Below are 19944 nucleotides of genomic sequence, written 5' to 3' on the forward strand. Positions count from 1 at the left end.
ACGTCGAGTCGGTGTGCTCGCGGCGGCCGCATCCGTGCTGCTGGCCTGTTCGGTGGTCACGGCGGGCCCGTCCGCCGCGGTGATCGGTGGAGAGCGGAGCGGCTACGGGCCGTGGGCCGTCCGCATGCTCGTCGACGGGAAGCCGGAGTGCACCGCGACGGCGGTCGCCCGGAAGTGGATCCTCAGCGCGTCCCACTGCTTCTTCGAACAGGGCGAGCCCGTCGCGGACCGCCGGATCGAGTTCCGCGTCGGCCATCTCGACATGCGCCAGGGAACCGTGGTGCGCCCGCTGCCCGGCGGGCGCGTGGGCAGCGCACGCGCCGACATGATGCTCGTCGAGGTGGCGCCGATGACGGTGCGCGTGGCGCGGCTGTCCGCCGCCCCGGCCCGGCCGGGCACGCTGGTGCGGCAGTTGGGCTGGGGTGCCACCTGCACCGGCGACGAGAACAGCTGCCAGTCACCGGTGCTGCGGCAGTCGACCCTGCGCGTGCTCGATCCGGACGATCCCCGGTGCGAGGGCTACACCGTTCAGGACGGCTCGGACTTCTGCATGCGCAAGGTCGTGGGCATCCCCGCCGGGGGCGATTCGGGCGGACCCGTGACGACCATCGGCCCCCGCGGCACGGAAACGCTGCTCGGCGTCTTCGACGGCTCCGACCGGGAGGAGATCGCCGGTGCCGGGGAGGTCTCGCGGCAACTCGCCTGGATCCGCTCGGTGATCCGGTACTGACCCCCGTGCACGCGGCGGCGGGCCGGACCCACGGCCCGCCGCCCCGGTCACCCCACCAACCGCAACCGCTCCCCGCACACCCCGACACGCACCGTCTGCCCCCAGGTCAGCGCGACCGCGTCCGCCTCCATGCCGTCCCCGAAAGCGACCAGACTCTCCGACTCCACGGTCAGGGACAGCCGGGCCGACGCCGTCAGTTCCCCCGCGCTCAGCCGCGTACCGGTGACCGGTGACGGCCACGCCTCGCGGACGAACCACAGCAGCCGGTCGTCCGTCGGGGCCGGCAGGCGCCCCGCGCCGCCCCGCTCCTGCCACACCGACCGGAGCCACCCGGTCGCCCCCGTTCCGGTACCGATCAGTACTCCGGAGGAGGCCTGGGCCTCGACGACAGCTCCATCGACGGAGGTGCTGTCGAGGCCCAGGCGGTATCGGGCGGTGCGGTGGCCGGCCGCACCGACGTAGATCTCGTTGAGCGCCACCAGGCGCTGTCCGTCGTCGGTGACCGCCTCCACCATGGTCAGTTCGTCGGTGCCGGCGGCCGTGCCCAGCAGCCGTGCGACGTCCGCCGGACGGTGGCGCACCAGCACGCCGGGATTGCGCCCCGGGTCCGCGTCGACCCCGACCACCGGCAGGGCGCCGACGTACTGGGCGACGTTCGCCACGAGCCCGTCCTGACCGACCACGATCACCACGTCCTGCGGCGCGAAGAGGAAACGGTCCAGATCCGCGCGCTCCACCGTCGCCCGCCGCCAGCTCAGCGGCACGGCGGCGGCCGCCTCGGTGAGCGCCCGCTGCGCCCGCCGGTGCCGCTCGGCGACCTCCGCGATGTCGCGGCCGCGGGACGAGAGGAAGAAGGCGGCCTGGCCGTGCGTGCCGTGCCGGGCCACCAACTCCTCGTACTCCGTGGTCCGGTGGACCAGGACGGCGCGGGGCGCGAGGCTCATTCCGGGCGCCCGCCGTCCGTCCCGAGGCGCGCGAGCAGGCCGGTCAGCACGTCGGGGGAGACCGTCACGCTCTCGATCCGCGGCAGGTTCTCGGCGAGCCGCGTGCCGGTCAGCGCGTGCAGCGTCGCCACGTCGGCCTCGCCGTGCACCCGCAGCCAGGCCGCCTGTGCCTGGGCCCGTGCCTCACCGACCTCGCGGGCGCCCTCCGCCTCCGCGCGGGCGAGGCTCACCTTGCGCTCGGCCTCGGCCTTGACGCGTACGGCGTCGGCGGCGGCGTTCTCCTCGGCCTCGCGGCGGCTGTTCGTGCCGCGTTGCTCGACCAACTGCTCCTCCCTGCGGGCCAGTTCGATCTGGCTCGCCAACTCGTTCTCCGCGATGGTGCGTTCACGCTCCACGGCCACGGCGCGCCGCTCGTACGTCGCCCGGTCGGCCTCCTGCTGGATGCGTTCCCGTGCCGGGGTGCGCAGGGCGCGCTCCACCTCGGGCTCGGGCCGCAGCGCCATCACCCGGACCGCGACCACCTCGATGCCGGTGGCGGGCAGCCGCGGCTCCTCGCCGAGCCCCGTCGCGACGGCGTCGCGGACGGCGGGCACCCCGTCGACGAGGGCCGACGCCAGAGCGGTGCGGGCGAGGACGTCCAGCGCGTGCTGCTGCGCGGTCTCGGTGAGGAGCGTCGCCAGCTGTTCCAGCGGAGCGCCGCGCCAGACACCCGAGTCCGGGTCGACGGAGAAGTCCAGGTGCTCGGCGGCGACCGCGGGATCACCGATCCGGTACGTCACCGTCGCCTGCACGGCCACGTCCTGGAAGTCCGCGGTGCGGGCATGGAAGGTCATCGCCAACTCCCGATCGTCGACCGGCACTTCGGAGATGGCGGCGCTCAGCGGGCGGAACCAGAAACTCAGCCCGGCGCCGTCGTGGGTGAGTCGCCCCGAACGGTGGTGGCGGATGTGGGCGGTGGGTGCGGCGCGCAGGTGGCGCCAGCCGAACCGTCGTGTGATGTCAGCCATGACGAAGCCCCCTCATTAGAGTCATCACGACTTTAAATGTGAGGGCCTGTTGTCGTCAAGCGGACGAGAAAGGGTGCTCGGGCGGCGTCAGGGGCGCACCTCCTCGCGAACGCCCAGTGTCGATTCGCGGGCCTCGAGCGCGTGCGGGGCCGTGTGGACCTCGAACGGGAGCGGCTCCTCCGCCTTGATGCGTGCGGCGAGACACCGGACGGACAGTGATGCGATGGCCGCCTTGTCCGGGACGACGGTGGTCAGCGACGGGGTGCTGTACAGCGCCTCCTGCGATCCGTCGACGCCGACCACGGCGATGTCGCCGGGGATGCTCAACCCGCTCTCGAACATGGCACGTTGGGCGCCGACGGCCAGCATGTCGCTGAAGCAGAAGACGGCGTCGGGGCGGTCGGCGGCCGGCAGTGCGAGCAGGGTGCGCATCGCGGCCAGGCCGCCCGGCCGGTCGAACTCGCCGATCGTGGGGGCCAGCCGGGGGTCGAAGGGCAGCCCGGCCGCGTGCAGCGCCGCGTGGTACCCCTCCAGGCGCTGGCGGCTGGTCGCGGACGCCTTGCGGTCGGCGCCGATCGCGGCGATCCGGGTGCGGCCCAGGCCGATCAGATGGGCCGTCGCGTCACGGGCGGCCCCGACGTTGTCGATCAGGACATGGTCGGCTCCGACACGGTCGCCCTCGTAACTGCGCTCGCCGAGCAGGACGAGCGGCAACTCGCTTGCAACGGGAGCCAGTTCGTCGGCCGAGACGTGCAGCGGCGACAGGATCACCCCGTCGAGCAGCGACGCGCTCACGCCGGTGGCGAGCCGCAGCTCCTCCGCCGGGTCCCCGAGGGTCTCCTCGATGAGGACGGTCAGGCCGAGCGCCGTCGCCTCGGTCCGCACGTGGTGGGCGAGTTCGGCGAAGTACGGCGTCGTCAGCTGCGGAACGGCCAGCGCGATCAGTCCGCTGCGCCCGGTCCGCAGCCGCCGGGCCGACGGATTCGGCCGGTAACCCAGCTCGCGGACGGCCCGCATCACCCGCTCCCGGGTGGCCGGAGCCACCTTCGGCGCCTCACGTACAACGTTGGAAGCCGTTTTGATGGACACCCCGGCGAGTTCCGCCACGTCCTTCAGCGTCACTGCTCCCACGATGAGGTCCCCTCCCTGGAGTTTTTCCAGATTATGCATGCTCAGAGGGGTGTTGTGAGGGTCGGGCGTTGGCTCGGAGTTCTTTTGCTCCGGAGGGTTGACCCTGCGGAGACGTGGCGGTTACAACGTTGGAACACATGCAAGGCAAGCGCTTGCTGCCGGCGTCGGTGGCCGCACCGCCGTGTCCATTCGCCTGTCCGACGAGAGGGACCGTCATGTCCTCGCAAGGTCCGAAGACTCCCCTGCGCACGGCCGTGGTCGGCGCCGGCGGGATCGCCCGCTCCAGCCACCTGCCCGCCCTGCGGACCCTCGCCGAGGAGGGCGAGACGGAGATCGTGGCCGCGGTCGATGTGAACGACGCGGCGGTGCGGGCCCTGGCGGAGGAGTTCGCGATCCCGTACGCGTCGACCGACCTCGACGCGATGCTCGCCGAAGTGCGCCCCGACCTCGTCGTGTTGTGCACCCCGCCGGCCGTGCACCGGGAACAGTCCGTGGCCGCGCTCAAGGCGGGCGCGTACGTGTGGTGCGAGAAGCCGCCGTGCCCCTCGCTGGCCGACTACGACGCCGTGGAGGCGGCCGAACCGGGCGACGACACCGCGCCGTACTCCTCCATCGTCTTCCAGCACCGCTTCGGCTCCGGCGCCCGGCACGTGCGGCGACTGCTGCGGGAAGGCGCCTTCGGACGGCAGTTGGTCGCGCACTGCCAGACCACCTGGTACCGGGACACCGCCTACTACGCCGTTCCCTGGCGCGGCCGTTGGGCGACCGAGGGCGGCGGCCCGGCCATGGGACACGGCATCCACCAGACCGATCTGCTGCTCGACCTGATGGGCCCGTGGTCCGAGGTGCGCGGCATGGCGGCCCGCCTGGTGCACGACGTGGAGACCGAGGACGTCTCCACCGCCCAGGTCCGCTTCGCCGACGGCGCCGTCGCCACGGTCGTCAACAGCGTGCTCAGCCCGGACGAGGTCAGCCGCATCCGCATCGACTGCGAGCGCGCGACCATCGAGCTCACCCACCTGTACGGCTACCGCAACGCGGACTGGCGCATCACCCCCGCCCCCGGCGTCCCCACCGAGGAGGCCGCCGCCTGGCAGGACTTCGGCGCCGACGAGCCCAGCTCGCACCTGGCCCAACTGCGCGCCCTGGTGGCCGACATCAACGCCGGGCGACGCCACCCGACCAGCGGCGAGGGCGGCCGCCGCACGCTCGAGTTCATCACCGCCCTCTACAAGTCCGCGTTCACCGACACCACGGTCCGCGCCGGGGACATCGGCCCCGGCGACCCCTACTACACCGCCCTGCACGGCGACGCCCCCGGCTGGGCGCCCGCCGACGCCCGTACGGAAGAGGCCCAGGCATGACGCTCGCACTCACCCACGCCCACGGCGACCGCATCACCGTGGTCCACGAGGCCACCGGCACCGAGCTGTTCGCCTACGTGTACCGCCCGGAGGCCGCGTGGGAGGCCCCCAAGCCCTACCTCCACCCGATCCGCACCCTGTCCGGTGCCGTCGTCACCGACTACCGCCCCAACGACCACCGTTGGCACAAGGGACTCCAGCTCACCGCCTCCCACCTCTCGGGCCAGAACCTGTGGGGCGGCAACACCTACGTGCACGGCGAGGGATATCTCCCGCTGCACGAGAGGATCGGCTCGATGGCGCACGTCGCCTTCGACGAGGTCTCCGCCACCGGCGACCGGGCCGTGATCGCCGAACGCCTCACCTGGCACCCGTACGACGGGGAGCTGTGGGCCGAGGAGGAGCGCCGCCTGGAGGTGTCGCACCTCGACACGGCGGCCGGCAGCTGGGCGCTGACCTGGACCTCGTCGGTGACCAACCGTCGCGCCGAGCCCCTGCACTTCGGCAGCCCCACCACCCACGGCCGCCCCGCCGCCGGATACACCGGACTGTTCTGGCGCGGCCCGCGCGCCTTCCGCGACGGCCGGGTGTTCAGCGCCGAGGCCGACAGCGGCGACCTGATGGGCACGCAGGCGCCGTGGCTGGCGTACGTCGGCGAGCACGACGAGCGCGACGGACACGCGACCCTGGTCTTCGAGCACGCGGCGGGCAACGACCACACGGGGGAGAAGGGGACGCACCCGGCGCACTGGTTCGTGCGCAGCGACCCGTTCGCCGCCGTCGCCCCGTCCTGGGCGTTCCACGACGAGCTGGTCCTCGCCCCCGGCGACACGCTCTCCCGCTCCTACCGGGTCACCGTCGCCGACGGCGCCTGGGACCGCGAGCAGGTCGCCGCGCAGGTCGAGGGGAACGCGTGGTGAGCGCGGCGTACGACGGTTTCCCCGGCGCGGTCGGCGTCTCCCGGCTGCGCGTCTACGACTGGCCCACCGTCGAGGGCCTGCCCGGCGGCGGCACCCCGCACCTGCACCTCGCGTGCAGCGAGGGGTACGTGGTGACCGCCGGGCGCGGCCGGGTGCAGACCCTGACCCTCTCCGGGTACGAGGAGACGGCCCTGGAGCCCGGCACCGTCGCCTGGTTCACGCCCGGCACGATCCACCGCCTGGTCAACGACGGCGCGTTGGAGATCACCGTCGTGATGCAGAACAGCGGCCTGCCCGAGGCGGGCGACGCGGTCCTCACCCTTCCGCAGGACCTGCTCGACGACCCCGACACGTACGCGGACGCCGTGCGCATCCCCGACGACGTGCCCGAGGCCGAGCAGGTGGAGATCGCCCGCGCCCGCAGGGACCTGGCCACGCGCCGCTTCCTGGAACTGCGCGCGGCCACCGAAGCGGGCGACCCGGCACCCCTGGAGGCGTTCCAGCAGGCCGCCGCCGCACTGATCCGCCCCCGCCTCGACGCCTGGGAACAGCGCTGGCGCGACGGCGCGCAGGCCGCCGCGTCGGCGACCGGGGCCCAGCTGCACGCCTTGCGCGGACAGCACACGGAGCACCTCGCGCACGCCCGGGTCGCGGCCACCGGACCCACCGCACGCGGCCGGTTCGGCATGTGCGGGCGGCTCGACGTCTATCCGGGCATCTGAGGCCCGCACCTGTCCTTCCACCTCCGCCACCCCTCAGGAGGGCAACCATGCCCGAACCCCCACGCCGTCGACGCCGCCTGCCCCGCCGGGCCGTCCTCGCCACGGCCGCCGTCGCCCTCAGCACCGCGCTGACCGGCACGCTCTCCGCCTGCTCCGGCGCGAGCGGCGAGGCGGCGCACGGCGTCACGATCACCTTCACCTGGTGGGGCAACGACGACCGCGCCACCCGCACGAAGAAGGCCGTAGAGCTCTTCGAGAAGGAACACCCCGGCGTCACCGTCCGCACATCGAACGCCGACTTCGGCGCGTACATGCAGAAGCTCGCCACCCAGGCGGCCGGCGGCGGCATCCCCGACGTCGCGCAGCTGGACTACCGGCAGATCTCGCAGTACTCCGACGGCAACGCGCTCCTGCCGCTCGACAAGGCGATCCGCGACAAAGCGATCCGCACGTCCGAGATGGACAAGGAACTCGTGCGCACCGGCACCTTCAAGGGCACGCAGTACGCCATGCCGATGGGCCGCGGGATCACCGGATACGCGTACGACACCAAGATCTACAGGAAGGCGGGCGTCCCCACGCCCGAACCCGACTGGACCTGGCGGGACTTCGCCGAGGCCAACAAGAAGATCGCGGCCCTGGGGTTGAAGGCCCCGGACGGGCGGGCCGTCGCCGGTTCCAACGACGGCGCCACGAACGAGGACGTCTTCGAGGACTGGCTGCGCAGCCGCGGCGGCAAGCTCTACGCGAGCCAGACCAGGCTCGGCTTCACCGAGGACGACCTCACCGCGTTCTGGACGTACTTCAACGATCAGCGCAAGCACGGCGCCGTCGCGAAGGCCGAGGACACCGTGCAGGCCGACAGCACCGAGTGGACACCCATCGGACGCGGGCTCGCCGCCGCCGACTACACCTGGGACGCCACCTTCCCCGGCTATCCGGCGCTCCTGGGCGACCAGGTGCGCATCGGGCCGGTCCCCACCACCGACGGCCGCGCCGGCAACTACTTCAAGCCGTCGATGCTGCTCGGCGTCGGGGCGCACACCCCCCACCCCAAGGAGGCGACCGAGTTGATCGACTTCCTCCTCAACGACAAGCGGGCCGGCGACATCCTCGGCTTCACCCGCTCCACCCCGCCCAACCGCGCGATCGCCACCCGCGTGGCCAAGACCCTCAAGGGCCCCGAGCTGGAGATCTACCGCTACGGACAGATGATGGAGAAGTACGGGGTCGACGCACCGCCCGCCGCGCCGCCCCGCGGCGACGTCGCGATCCAGACCGCCTTCAACCGCAACTACCAGCGCGTCATGTACGACCTCGCGTCGCCGCGGCAGGCGGCCCGTGAGTTCATCGACGAGGCGAACCGGGAGCTGAGGTCATGACGGCGCTGTCGACCCAGGCGCCCCCGCGCGCCGACCGCACGACGAAGCCCCGGCCGAAGAGCGCCCGGCGCCGCCGCCGTGAACAGCAGTGGCCCGCCTACGTGTTCCTGTCGCCCTGGATGATCGGCGCCGTGGTGCTGACCCTGGTGCCGATGGCGGTCTCGCTCTACCTGTCCTTCACGGACTACAACCTCTTCGACCCGCCGCACTGGGTGGGCCTGCGCAACTACACCGAGATGCTCACCGAGGACCCCCGCTACTGGCGCTCGGTCGGCACCACCCTCCTGTACGTCGTGATCGCCGTTCCGCTCAAGCTCGGCCTCGCGCTCGGCGCGGCGATGCTCCTGAAGAACCTCGGCCGCGGCCGCGCCTTCTACCGCTCCGCCTTCTACGCGCCGTCGCTGCTCGGCGCGAGCATGTCCATCGCGCTGGTGTGGCGTGCCCTGTACAACGACGGCGGCACGATCCCGAACCTGCTCGACTCGATCGGCATCCACACCGGCGGCTGGGTCGGCAACCCCGACCTCGCGATCTACGTCGTGGTCGCCCTGACGGCCTGGCAGTTCGGCGCCCCGATGGTCATCTTCCTGGCGGGGCTCCAGCAGATCTCGCCCGACCTGTACGAGGCGGCCGCCCTCGACGGCGCCGGCCGCTGGCGGCAGTTCGTCTCCATCACCGTGCCGATGCTGTCCCCGGTCGTCTTCTTCAACCTGGTCCTGGAGATGATCCAGTCCTTCCAGGTCTTCACCCCGGCCTTCGTGGTCAGCAACGGCAGCGGCCGGCCCGCCGACTCCATCAACTTCTACACCCTCTACCTGTACGAGCGCGGCTTCACCGCCTCCCACATGGGTTACGCGGCGGCGATGGCCTGGCTCCTGCTGATCGCCATCGGCGTCATCACCCTGATCCTGTTCCGGACCTCCCGGTCCTGGGTCTTCTACGCGGACGAGGAGGGGCGATGAGTCTCACCGCCAAGAACCTCACGGGCAGCGGCCCGGACCTCAAGCGCTGGCTGCCGCACACCGTCGCGCTCGTCTCCCTGCTGGTGCTGCTCTACCCGCTGGCCTGGCTGCTCGCCACGTCCCTGAAACCGGCCGACGAGGTCGTCACCAGCCTCGACCTGTGGCCCAGCCACCTGGAGTGGTCCAACTACACCACCGCCCTGGACGGCGTCTCCGGCGTCAGCGTGACCCGGCTGCTCGGCAACTCGCTGATGATCGCGGTCGGCGCGGTGATCGGGAACGTCCTGTCCTGCTCGCTGGCCGCCTACGCCTTCGCGCGGCTGCGGTTCCGGATGCGCGGCCCCATGTTCGGCTTCATGGTGGCGACGCTGATGCTGCCCCACCATGTCGTCCTGATTCCGCAGTACATCATCTTCAACCGCCTCGGCCTGGTGGACACCTACTGGCCGCTGATCCTGCCCAAGTTCCTCGCCACCGAGGCGTTCTTCGTCTTCCTCATCGTCCAGTTCATGCGCGGGCTGCCGCGCGAGCTGGAGGAGTCGGCGCGCATCGACGGCTGCGGAGCGTTCCGTACGTACTGGGCCATCACCCTGCCGCTGAGCCGTCCGGCACTGATCACCACGGCGATCTTCGCCTTCATCTGGACGTGGAACGACTTCTTCACGCAGATGATCTATCTGTTCGCGCCGGAGAAGTTCACCATCACCCTGGCGCTGCGCAGCTTCGTCGACCAGTCCAGCACCTCCGCGTACGGGCCCATGTTCGCCATGTCGGTGATCTCGGTCCTGCCCATCGTGCTCTTCTTCTTCGTCTTCCAGCGCTACCTGGTGCAGGGCATGGCGACCTCCGGACTGAAGGGCTGACCCCATGGCCACCGATCACATGACCGCCGCGCACCGGGTCAAGACGCCCGCCGCGGAGAGCCGCCGACGCCGTGAACCCGGCGAGGTCTTCGGCTCCGGGTTCACGATGTTCGCCGACATGCTCCTCGTGGGGCTGCTCACCAGCCTCGCCTGCCTGCCCGTCGTGACCGCGCCGGCCGCGTTCGCCGCCGCGTCGGGAACCCTGCGACAGGCCGCGGAGACCGGCACCCAGGCCGACGTGGGCGGGTTCGTCCGCCGCCTGCGCGCCCGCACCACCGCACGTTCCGTCGCCGCCGGGCTGCTGCTGCCGCTCGTCGCGGTGGCGGTGCTCGTCGACACCGCCCTGCTGCGCAGCGATCTGCCCGGCGCCGGGCTCGTGGCGCCCGCGCTCGTCCTGCTGACCGTCGGCGGCGCGGTCGTGGCGCTGCGCTGCACGGCCCTGCCGGGAGCCGACCAACTGTCTCTGCGCGCGGGCCTGTTGCGGACCTCGGCCGATCCGCGAGGGAGCGTCCTGCTGCTCGCCGCGGTGGTCCTCGCCGGACTGCTCATGTGGTCCACGCCGCTGCTGCTGCCGCTGCTCCCGGGACCGCTGGCCTTCGCCGCCACCGTCGTCGACCTGCGCACGGCCGGGCCCGACGCGCGCACCTGAACCACCGCACCCTGCACGAGATCACCGGAGTTCCACGATGCACCCCACCCATCTCGACGCCGCGGGCCATCCGCGCCCGCAGCTCGTCCGCGACCCGAACTGGCGCGACCTGAGCGGACCGTGGCGGTTCGCCCACGACGACGCGGACCTCGGCCGCCGGGCCCGCTGGCCGGACCCCGACGTCACCGCACCCTTCACCGCCACCATCACCGTGCCCTACCCGCCCGAGTCCCCGGCCTCCGGCATCCACGACACCGGCTTCCACCCGGTGGTCTGGTACCGCCGCAGCGTGGACCTGACCAGGCCCGCGGCAGGCCGCCGGCTGCTGCTGCACTTCGGTGCCGTGGACCACCGGGCCGAAGTGTGGCTCGACGGCCGGCCGGTCGGCCGGCACGAGGGCGGCCACACCGGATTCACCTGCGACCTCACCGACGCCGTCGACCGCGACGGCCCCCACGTGATCGTGGTGCGCGCCGAGGACCAGCCCCAGGACACGACCCAGCCGCGAGGCAAGCAGGACTGGCGGCGCGACCCGCACGTCATCTGGTACCACCGCACCACCGGCATCTGGCAGCCCGTGTGGCTCGAGGAGGTCCCCGACGAACACCTCGTGAGCCTGCACTGGACGCCGGACGTCACCCGGGCGCGCGTGCACTGCCAGGTGAGGCTCAGCCAGTGGCCGCGCGGGGAAAGGCAGTTGACGGTACGGCTCGCGCACGGGGAGCGGGTCCTGGCCGAACAGCGGATCCGCACCGACCAGCAGGAGACCGCGTTCGACATCACGGTCCCCGCCCTGCGCCACGGGCAGGATCTCGACGACCTGCTCTGGACGCCCGAGCATCCGCACCTGGTCGACGCGACCGTGACGCTCACGGACACCGACGACGCACCCCTCGACCGGGTCGCGTCCTATCTCGGGCTGCGCGACATCGACTGGAACGACGGCCTCTTCCTCCTCAACCACAAGCCGTACTTCCTGCGCTTCGCCCTGCAACAGGCCTACTGGCCCGACACCCACCTGGCTGCCCCGGGCGAGGCTCTGCGCCGCGACGCCGAACTCGCCAAGGAGATCGGCCTCAACGGGCTGCGGATCCACCAGAAGATCGAGGATCCGCGCTTCCTGTACTGGGCGGACCGGCTCGGGCTGCTGCTGTGGGAGGAGATGCCGTCCGCGTACGCCTTCGGGACGGCGACCGTCGAGCGTGTCACCCACGAGTGGACCGAGGCCGTCACACGCGACCTGAGCCACCCCTCGATCATGGCCTGGGTCCCGGTCAACGAGTCCTGGTCCGTGCCGAACCCCGCCCACGTCCCGGCCCAGCGCCACTTCATGGACGCGCTCTACCACCTGACCAAGGCCCTCGACCCCTCGCGGCCCGCGGTCTCGAACGACGGCTGGGAGATCTCCCGGGCCGACGTGTGGGGCGTGCACGACTACACGCAGGACGCCGCCACCCTGCGCCGCCGCTACGGGCACGACGCGCTGCGCCGAGGCGAACTGCGCGAACAGTGGCCCGGCGCCAAGCGACTCCTCCTCGACGGCGTCGAACACGACCAACAGCCCGTAGTCCTCAGCGAGTTCGGCGGCGCGACCTTCGAGCCGGCGGCGGGGGAGGAGTGGTTCGGCTACGACACCGTGGCCACCGGCAAGGACTTCGCCGAGCGGCTCTCCTCGCTCGTCGAGGCCGCCGTCGACTCCGGCCTCGCGGGCTTCTGCTACACGCAGTTCACCGACACGCTCCAGGAGACCAACGGCCTGCTCACCGCTGACCGGGAGCCCAAGATCCCCGTCGCCGAGCTGCGCGCCGTCCTCACCCGAACCCGTACGGCGTCCGGCTGACCAGGCGTCCTGTGCCCTCGCATCAATTCCGCCCCATGCGTTGACGTACGTCCCACGGACGCCGACTATGGGGCGGCCCCCCTGCTGACAACGTTGTCTCGCGTGAGAGGACCACCCGTGCCGCCCCTGAACGACCCGGTCGACCTGATCAACCGCAGGCGCCTGCTCCAACTCCTCGGCCTCACCGGTGCGGCAACCGTGCTGCCGGGCACACTCGGCGCGGCCGGGGCCCACGCGGCGGACGGCACCGCCACCGCATCCGCCGGAACCGGCACCCCGCCGGACGACGTCGCCGCCGTCTACCACCGCGTCCTGCTCCAGCACACCCGCTGGTCGGAGACGCAGTGGGACGAGGCCAAGGGGTACTACACGGCGAAGGACTTCGGCTTCGCCGTGGTGCTCGGCAACGCCCTCCTGCTCACCCACGGCACGTACGACGCGGACCTCGCCGGTGTCGCGCGCGACGAACTCGCCCGGCGCACGGTGGCCACCCTGCGCCACTTCGCCGCCTCGAACCGGCTCACCGGCGGCACCGAGTGGGGCCGCACCCTTTTCTTCGACACGACCTTCCAGCTGTACTTCGTCCTCGCCGCCCGGCTGCTCTGGGACGACCTCGACGCCGAGACCCGGGCGAACGTCGACAAGATCACCCGCGAGCAGGCCGCGTACACCACGGCCTTGGGCACGGGCGACGACCCCGCCTCCGGTTCCTGGACGCCGCACGGCCTGGCCGGCGGCCACGAGGGGGACACCAAGCTGGAGGAGATGGGCGTCTACGCGCAGTCGCTCGCCCCCGCCCTGGCCTGGGCGTCCGACGACGCGCGCGCCGCCGACTGGCGCGACGCGTACGGACTGTGGTCGCGCAACGAGACGGGCCTGCCGCCCGCAGACCTCGCCAACCCGGCCCTGGTCGACGGCGTGCCGGTCGCGCGCAACACCGCCCGCAATCTCTACGACACGTTCATCGTGGAGAACCACGGCTCGTTCGGCCCGCACTACCAGGAAGAGCTGTTCCGCACGTCGGGGCGGAACGCCGCCCACTTCCTGACCGCGGGCCGGCCGCTGCCCGAGGTCCTCACACACCAGCCGAACGGCACGGCGCTGTGGCGGACCCTGCTCGGCGTGATGAGCGACGCGGGCGAGCCGCTGATGCCGATGGTCAATGACCGCGAGCACCTCTACGGCCGGGACGTGATCCCCCTGGCGTTCCTGTCGCAGGTGCTGGGCGACCGGGCCGCGGCGCGCGCCGAACAGGAGCTGGCGCAGCGGCTGGAGGCGTACCAGAAGTATCCGCCGGAGTACCGGCTGGCGAAGTTCTCCGGGGAGCCGAAGTACGAGCCCGAGGCCCGGGCCGAGATCGCCATCAGCTATCTCCTGCACGTGTGGGCGGCGGCCGAGAAGCGCCAGGTGACCCCGTACTCGCGCGCCGAACTGTTCGCGCACGCCTCGGGGGTGACCGACTTCGGCACCGGACCCGGACTCGTCTCCCACCAGTCGCCCGCGGCCTGGGCGGGAGCCGTCTCCAAGCCCGGATTCGTGAAGTTCACCTGGCAGCCGGCGCACGACGACTGGCTGTTCCGGCTCAGCGGCGCCACCCCCATGTTCCTGCCCGCGACGAGCGGCAAGGTCGCCGGGCGCACGGTGCGTGTGTACGAGAAGGTCCGTGACGGCTTCGACGGCAGCGCGACCCTGCTGCGACTGGACGGCGGACACGCCGGATTCACCACTCTGCCCACCGGCTCCGTCGTCTACGCGAGCAGCGGGACGGCCGCGGGCGAGGGCCACCTGGAGATCCACAACCTCACGATGCCCGGAATCGAGGGGCTCGACGGCAACCGCACGTACCGCTTCGAGGAGGGACAGGTGTCGGTCCGCGCGGCCGACGCGTCCCCCGCGGCGAGCGCCGACGCGGGCGGGCGCGTGGACCGGCTGACGTTCCCGCGCGCGACGGTCCGCCACCTCCGCATGCTGGGCGTGCGCCCCGACCCGTCGTACGGCTACTCCCTGTACGCCCTTGAGGCGCGAGCCGACGCCGAGGGTCCCGACCTGGCGCGCGGCAAGGCGGCGACGGCGTCCTCCGCCGACACGGGCAAGGCGGCTGGGCTCGCGGTGGACGGCGAAGCCGCGACCCGCTGGGCCGTCTCCAAGGCCGATCGTCCGCGCGCCGACAGCTGGCTGGCCGTCGACCTCGGCATGGCCCAGGAGGTCGCCGAGGTCACCCTCAGCTGGGAGGCCGCGGCGGGCCGTGCGTACCGCGTCCAGGGCTCGGCGGACGGCACCGACTGGCAGGACCTGGTGGCCTGGCCGGTGCCCGAGGCGAGCAGCCGGGGCGGCTGGCTGGACGTCGACGGCCGGGCCGGACTCGTCGTGCGCGGCACGGATCATCCCCTGTCCGTCTACGGCGACACGATCGTGCTGTCCGACGGAGCAGCGGCGCCGCTCGTGGTCGAGGGCTTCGCCCAGGCGTCCGCGACGAAGCTGCGGGACCTCGCCCGCGAGAGCGGCCCGACCGCGGAGCACACCGCCGTGCGGGCGGCGCTGACCGACGGACACCTGAGCCTGTTCAACCTCTCCGGCGACCCCGTCGCGACGCCGGTCGCCGTCCCCCAGTCCCGTACGCGCGTCGTGGTCTTCGAGGGCACCCAGACCGTGACCGGGGACGGCACGACGTTCGAGGCCCGGCTCGACGCGGCCGCCGCGCGCCTGCTGCCGACCCGCTTCACGCTCACCCCGGCGAAGGGCGACTCCCTGCCGACGGGCCTGCGCGTACAGGTGGACAACGGCGCGCGGCTGCGCCTGTCCGGCGCGGACGCCCGGATACGGGTCGAGGGACAGGGGCGCACCGCCTCCGTCACCGTCCACGCCCGTCGGGAGACCGTGGTCGACCTGCGCGGTGCCGCCGCCTTCCCGCACCCGGACCTGGCTCTGGGGCGCGAGGTCTTCCCCAACAGCCCGCTGCCCGAGGAGATGTCGGACCCGAGCGCGGCGGTGGACGGCGACACCGCCACGTCGTGGCGGCCCGGCCGCGACGGCCGTCTGGTCGTGGACCTCGGCGCCGTCCAGCGGATCAGCGCCGTGGAGGCGCAGTGGACGACCGGCGCGGCGCCCACCGGGCGCGTGCAGTTCAGCGACGACGGCATCGACTACCGCGACGCGGGACGGACCAGCGGCCGCGGGTCCACTCGGCAGCTGTCCGCCGATGGTTCGGCCCGGTATGTCGCGTTCCAGGTGGAGGGTGAGCCGTCCGCGCGCACCCGGCTGGTCCGGCTCTCCGTGCGGTGAGCCGCTGACACCTGGCGGGCCGCCGCCCTCTGGCCTCCGGGCCGGGCGGCGGCCTTTTCGGTGCCTGATCCATGTCGACTCGAAGGGGGAGGTGTCACAGCAACGCACCTACGGTGAAGGCGAGTTGATGGCGGGGCGACTTTCTGGCCGAGTTTCCTCTTGCGGGTGATGCGACCGTCCCGCGGGACCCCCTCCCGGTCGGTGCTTAGGTTAGGCTAACCTTTGCCGCGTGCAAGCTGAAGAGACCAGCGTGGCCCCACGCCCCCAGGGTCATGAACTGTCCGCGACGGGCGTCACCGTGGCGTACGAGGGCGTCGACGTCGTCCACGACGCGGCGATGACCGTGCGGCCGGGCGAAGTGACGGTCCTGGTGGGGCCGAACGGCAGCGGCAAGTCCACGTTGCTGCGCACGCTCGCGCGGCTGCAACGGCCCAGGACGGCCACGCTCGTCCTCGACGGCGACACCGACGGCCTCACCCTCGGACCCCGCGAGTTCGCGCGCCGCGTCGCCCTGCTCACCCAAGGGCGGCCCACGCCCAGTGGCCTGACGGTGCGGGACGTCGTCGAGTTCGGCCGCTACCCGTACCGGGGGCGCTGGGGCAAGGCGGACCCGGGCGGGCGGGAGGCGGTCGACCACGCGCTCGCGCTGACCGGCGTCGCGGCGCTCGCGGACCGCGGCGCCGAGCACCTGTCCGGCGGCCAGCTCCAGCGCGTCTGGCTCGCCGGCTGCCTCGCCCAGCAGACCGGCGTGCTCCTGCTCGACGAGCCCACCACCTACCTCGATCTGCGTTACCAGGTCGAACTCCTCGACCTGATGCGGGACTTGGCGCAGGACCACGGCATCGCCGTCGGTGCCGTCCTGCACGACCTCGACCAGGCCGCGGCCGTGGCCGACCGCATCGTGCTCCTCGACTCGGGGCGCGTCGTCGCGGACGGCGCCCCCGAGGACGTACTGACCGCCGACCGGCTCTCCGCCACGTACGGCATCCGCATCGAGGTCGACACCGACCCCCTCACCGGCCGGCTGCGCACGCGCGCCCTCGGCCGTCATCACGAACGTACCGAAAGGCTGCGCACCACCTCATGAGACGCCTCCTGATCACCACGGCGGCCGCCACCGTCGCCGCTCTCGCCCTGACCGCGTGCGGCACCACCGAGCCCGCGGCGGACGCCGACACCAAGAAGAGCACCGAGAAGATCCAGCTCACCGACGCCACCGGCGCGAAGGTGAAGCTCGACGGCCCCGCCAAGAAGGTCGTCGGCACCGAGTGGAACGTCGTCGAGAGCCTGATATCCCTCGGTGTCGCCCCGGCGGGCGTCGCCGATGTCAAGGGGTACAAGACCTGGGACGCGGCCGCCCCGCTGACGAACGACGCCAAGGACATCGGCACGCGCGGTGAGCCGAGCATGGACACCGTCGCCGCCATCAAGCCCGACCTCGTCGTCGCGACGACCGACCTCCCCGCGGCCGCCGTCAAGCAGCTGCGCAAGATCGCCCCGGTGCTCACCGTCACGTCCGCCGACGCGTCCGACCCGGTCGGCCAGATGACGGAGAACCTCGACCTGATCGCCGAGGCCACCGGCACCACCGAGAAGTCCACGCAGCTGAAGAAGGACTTCGACGCGAAGCTCGCCGAGGGGAAGAAGGCGCTCGCCGACGCCGATCTGGCCGGTGCCGACATCGCCTTCGCCGACGGGTGGGTGGCGTCCAACCAGGTCTCCGTGCGGCCGTACACCAGCGGTTCGCTGATCGGCGGCGTCAACGAGAAGCTCGGTCTGAAGAACGCCTGGACGGTCAAGGGCGACAAGGCCTACGGCCTCGGTGCCACCGACGTCGAGGGGCTCACCAAGCTTCCCGACGACGTGCACTTCGCCTACATCGGCAACGACGACGACAAGAACGCCACCCCGTACGCCGGTGCCCTGACCAAGGACAAGGTCTGGACGTCGCTGCCGTTCGTCAAGAAGGGCCAGGTGCACCGACTGCCCGACGGCATCTGGATGTTCGGCGGCACCGAGTCGATGAGCAAGTACGTCGACTCCGTCGTCGAGGCGCTGACGAAGTAGCACCATGGCCGTCACCACCACCGCACCCACCACCCGTCCCCAGGTGGCCGCATCCCGTACGGGTGCGGCCGTGGTGACGACCGCGCTGCTCACCCTCGTCGCCGCCCTCGCGGCCGTCGACATCACCCAGGGCACGGCCGCCGTCGGCGCCCCCGAGGTCTGGAAGGCGCTCACCGGCCGGGCCGACACCGGTGACGCGTCCGTCGTCATCGCCTCCCGGCTGCCGAGGATGTGCGCAGGACTGCTCGTCGGCGCCCTCCTCGGCATGGCGGGCACCGCCCTGCAGAAGATCAGCCGCAACGTCATCGCCGCACCGGACACCCTTGCCGTCAACGCCGGTTCGTACCTCGCCCTCGGGCTCGCCGCCGTCACCGGGGCCTCGCTGCCGCTGGTCGCCTCGTCCGGTGTCGCCTTCGTCGGCGGGCTCGCGGCGGCGGCCGTCGTCCTCGGGCTCTCCGGCCTCGGCGCGGGCACCGTCCGCCTCGTCCTCGCGGGCAGCGCCCTCACCCTCGGCCTGGCCGCCGTCACCCAGGGGCTGATCCTGCTGTTCCCGCGGGAGACGGAGGGCCTGTACGCCTGGAACCAGGGCAGCATCGGGCAGAACGGCTTCGACGGCGTCCTGCAGATGGTGCCCGTCGGGCTCGTCGGCCTGCTCGGTCTGCTGCTGATCGCCCGCCGCGTCGACGCCCTGGCGCTCGGCGACGACGCGGCGCGTGGCGTCGGCGTCCCCGTCCGCTCCACCCGGATCATCGCCGTCGTCCTGTCCGCGCTGCTCTCCGCGGCCGCCGTCACCCTCGCGGGACCCATCGGGTTCGTCGGCCTGTGCGCGCCCGCCCTCGTACGCGCGCTCACCCGCAGGTTCCACGCGTTCACGAAGTCCCGTGCCGCGCTGGGGTTCGCGGGACTGACCGGCGCGGCCCTCGTCCTCGGCTCCGACGTCCTGCTGCGCGCCCTCGTCGCGGCGGACACCGCCGTCGCGGTGCCCACCGGCGTCGTCACCAGCCTGGTCGGCGCCGTCTTCCTCGTCGTCATGGCGGCCCGGGTCCGGGACACCGGCGGAGCCGCCGCCGTCGACCGGATCCGCCTGCGCAGCCGGACGACCTTCGTCATCACGACCACGGCTCTGGTGGCCGTGACCGTGGGTGTGGCGATCGCCGCGCTGTTGCTCGGAGACAGCAAGCTCCTGCTGGGTGACGTGGCCAACTGGGCGCAGGGCAGGGCCGGTCAGACCGTCTCCTTCGTCCTGGAGACCCGGCTGCCCCGGGTCGTCGCGGCCCTGCTCGCCGGCGCGGCGCTCGCCCTCGCCGGAACACTCATCCAGGCCGTGACCCGCAACCCCCTCGCCGAACCAGGGGTGTTGGGCGTCACCAACGGCGCGGCGGTGGGCGCGGTCCTGCTCGTCACGACGGTCCCGATGGCGGGGACGTGGAGCGTCGCCGGAGGAGCGTTCGCGGGCGCCGCGCTCAGCGCCGTGATCGTGTTCGGCCTCGCGGCGAAGGGCGGATTCCAGCAGAACCGCCTCGTCCTCGTCGGCTTCGGCGTCGCCACCGGGGCCGCGGCCCTGACCAGCCTCATGATCATCCTCACCGATCCGTTCAACGCGACGAAGGCCCTCACCTGGCTCGCCGGCTCCACGTACGGGCGGACCCTGGCCGACTCGGCGCCGCTGGCCATCGTCCTCGTCGCGGGCATCGCCGTGGCGGTGAGCCGGCGCGGCGAGCTGGACCTGGTCGCGCTTGACGAGGACACCCCGCGCCTGCTCGGCCTGCCGCTGAGCCGCGCGCGCCTGGGCTTCCTCGTCCTCAGTGTCCTGCTCAGCGCCACCGCGGTCGCCGCCGCGGGCACGATCGGCTTCGTCGGCCTCGTCGCCCCGCACGCCGCCCGGGCCCTGGTCGGCCGCCGCCACGTCCGCGTCCTCCCGGTCGCCCTGCTCCTCGGCGCGTCCCTGGTCTGCACGGCGGACCTCCTGGGCCGCACCGTGATCGCACCGGCGCAGCTGGGCGCGGGCCTGATGACGGCCGTGATCGGGACGCCGTACTTCCTGTATCTGCTGGCGCGGGGGAGGAGCGGCGGCCGCTGAG

The 19944-nt window shown here is 72.5% G+C and carries 16 protein-coding genes; 13 read left to right on the plus strand and 3 right to left on the minus strand.

Features of this window, described 5'->3' with window-relative positions:
* The first annotated feature begins 13 nt into the window (after window positions 1-13).
* Window positions 14-730, plus strand: coding sequence for a S1 family peptidase (locus tag B072_RS0124290; protein WP_018532585.1), 717 nt, complete (start codon window positions 14-16; stop codon window positions 728-730).
* A 47-nt stretch (window positions 731-777) separates the two neighbouring features.
* Here B072_RS0124290 and B072_RS0124295 read toward each other — a convergent pair whose 3' ends face one another.
* From B072_RS0124295 to B072_RS0124305, 3 genes are all read right to left on the minus strand, one after another.
* The gene (locus B072_RS0124295) at window positions 778-1674 is read right to left on the minus strand and encodes an NAD(+)/NADH kinase (protein WP_018532586.1); all 897 of its coding nucleotides are present in this window, start codon (window positions 1672-1674) and stop codon (window positions 778-780) included.
* On the minus strand, window positions 1671-2681 hold the full coding sequence (locus B072_RS0124300) for an SPFH domain-containing protein (RefSeq protein WP_018532587.1): 1011 nt from the start codon (window positions 2679-2681) through the stop codon (window positions 1671-1673). Before B072_RS0124300 ends, B072_RS0124295 begins: the two co-directional genes overlap by 4 nt.
* Before the next feature lie 87 nt (window positions 2682-2768).
* Window positions 2769-3812 (minus strand): LacI family DNA-binding transcriptional regulator, encoded by a 1044-nt coding sequence (locus tag B072_RS0124305; RefSeq protein WP_026246239.1) that lies wholly within the window; start codon window positions 3810-3812, stop codon window positions 2769-2771.
* 215 nt (window positions 3813-4027) lie between these two features.
* On the opposite strand from B072_RS0124305, the gene B072_RS0124310 reads away from it, so the two are divergent.
* From B072_RS0124310 to B072_RS0124365, 12 genes are all read left to right on the plus strand, one after another.
* Window positions 4028-5176 (plus strand): Gfo/Idh/MocA family protein, encoded by a 1149-nt coding sequence (locus B072_RS0124310; protein ID WP_018532589.1) that lies wholly within the window; start codon window positions 4028-4030, stop codon window positions 5174-5176.
* Window positions 5173-6096 carry a PmoA family protein gene (locus B072_RS0124315; protein ID WP_018532590.1) on the plus strand — a complete coding sequence of 308 codons (924 nt, stop codon included), beginning with the start codon at window positions 5173-5175 and terminating at the stop codon, window positions 6094-6096. Before B072_RS0124310 ends, B072_RS0124315 begins: the two co-directional genes overlap by 4 nt.
* Window positions 6093-6818 (plus strand): cupin domain-containing protein, encoded by a 726-nt coding sequence (locus tag B072_RS0124320; protein ID WP_018532591.1) that lies wholly within the window; start codon window positions 6093-6095, stop codon window positions 6816-6818. Before B072_RS0124315 ends, B072_RS0124320 begins: the two co-directional genes overlap by 4 nt.
* Window positions 6819-6865: 47 nt before the next feature.
* Complete coding sequence (locus tag B072_RS0124325; RefSeq protein WP_018532592.1) at window positions 6866-8200, plus strand: ABC transporter substrate-binding protein; 1335 nt, start codon at window positions 6866-6868, stop codon at window positions 8198-8200.
* The gene (locus B072_RS0124330) at window positions 8197-9162 is read left to right on the plus strand and encodes a carbohydrate ABC transporter permease (RefSeq protein ID WP_018532593.1); all 966 of its coding nucleotides are present in this window, start codon (window positions 8197-8199) and stop codon (window positions 9160-9162) included. The genes B072_RS0124325 and B072_RS0124330 overlap by 4 nt, the downstream gene beginning before the upstream one ends.
* Window positions 9159-10025: an ABC transporter permease subunit gene (locus B072_RS0124335; protein ID WP_018532594.1), complete on the plus strand. Its 867-nt coding sequence runs from the start codon at window positions 9159-9161 to the stop codon at window positions 10023-10025. The genes B072_RS0124330 and B072_RS0124335 overlap by 4 nt, the downstream gene beginning before the upstream one ends.
* A gap of 4 nt (window positions 10026-10029) precedes the next feature.
* Window positions 10030-10674 (plus strand): hypothetical protein, encoded by a 645-nt coding sequence (locus B072_RS0124340; RefSeq protein WP_018532595.1) that lies wholly within the window; start codon window positions 10030-10032, stop codon window positions 10672-10674.
* 37 nt (window positions 10675-10711) lie between these two features.
* Window positions 10712-12514 (plus strand): glycoside hydrolase family 2, encoded by a 1803-nt coding sequence (locus tag B072_RS0124345; RefSeq protein WP_018532596.1) that lies wholly within the window; start codon window positions 10712-10714, stop codon window positions 12512-12514.
* Window positions 12515-12616: 102 nt separating this feature from the next.
* Window positions 12617-15796: a discoidin domain-containing protein gene (locus B072_RS0124350; RefSeq protein ID WP_234018914.1), complete on the plus strand. Its 3180-nt coding sequence runs from the start codon at window positions 12617-12619 to the stop codon at window positions 15794-15796.
* A 229-nt stretch (window positions 15797-16025) separates the two neighbouring features.
* Window positions 16026-16883: an ABC transporter ATP-binding protein gene (locus B072_RS0124355; RefSeq protein WP_026246243.1), complete on the plus strand. Its 858-nt coding sequence runs from the start codon at window positions 16026-16028 to the stop codon at window positions 16881-16883.
* Complete coding sequence (locus B072_RS0124360) at window positions 16880-17863, plus strand: iron-siderophore ABC transporter substrate-binding protein (protein WP_018532599.1); 984 nt, start codon at window positions 16880-16882, stop codon at window positions 17861-17863. The genes B072_RS0124355 and B072_RS0124360 overlap by 4 nt, the downstream gene beginning before the upstream one ends.
* Before the next feature lie 4 nt (window positions 17864-17867).
* Window positions 17868-19943 carry an iron ABC transporter permease gene (locus B072_RS0124365; RefSeq protein WP_020573024.1) on the plus strand — a complete coding sequence of 692 codons (2076 nt, stop codon included), beginning with the start codon at window positions 17868-17870 and terminating at the stop codon, window positions 19941-19943.
* Window position 19944 lies beyond the last annotated feature (1 nt).

The sequence above is a fragment of the Streptomyces sp. HmicA12 genome, assembly GCF_000373565.1.
Taxonomy (GTDB): Bacteria; Actinomycetota; Actinomycetes; order Streptomycetales; family Streptomycetaceae; genus Streptomyces.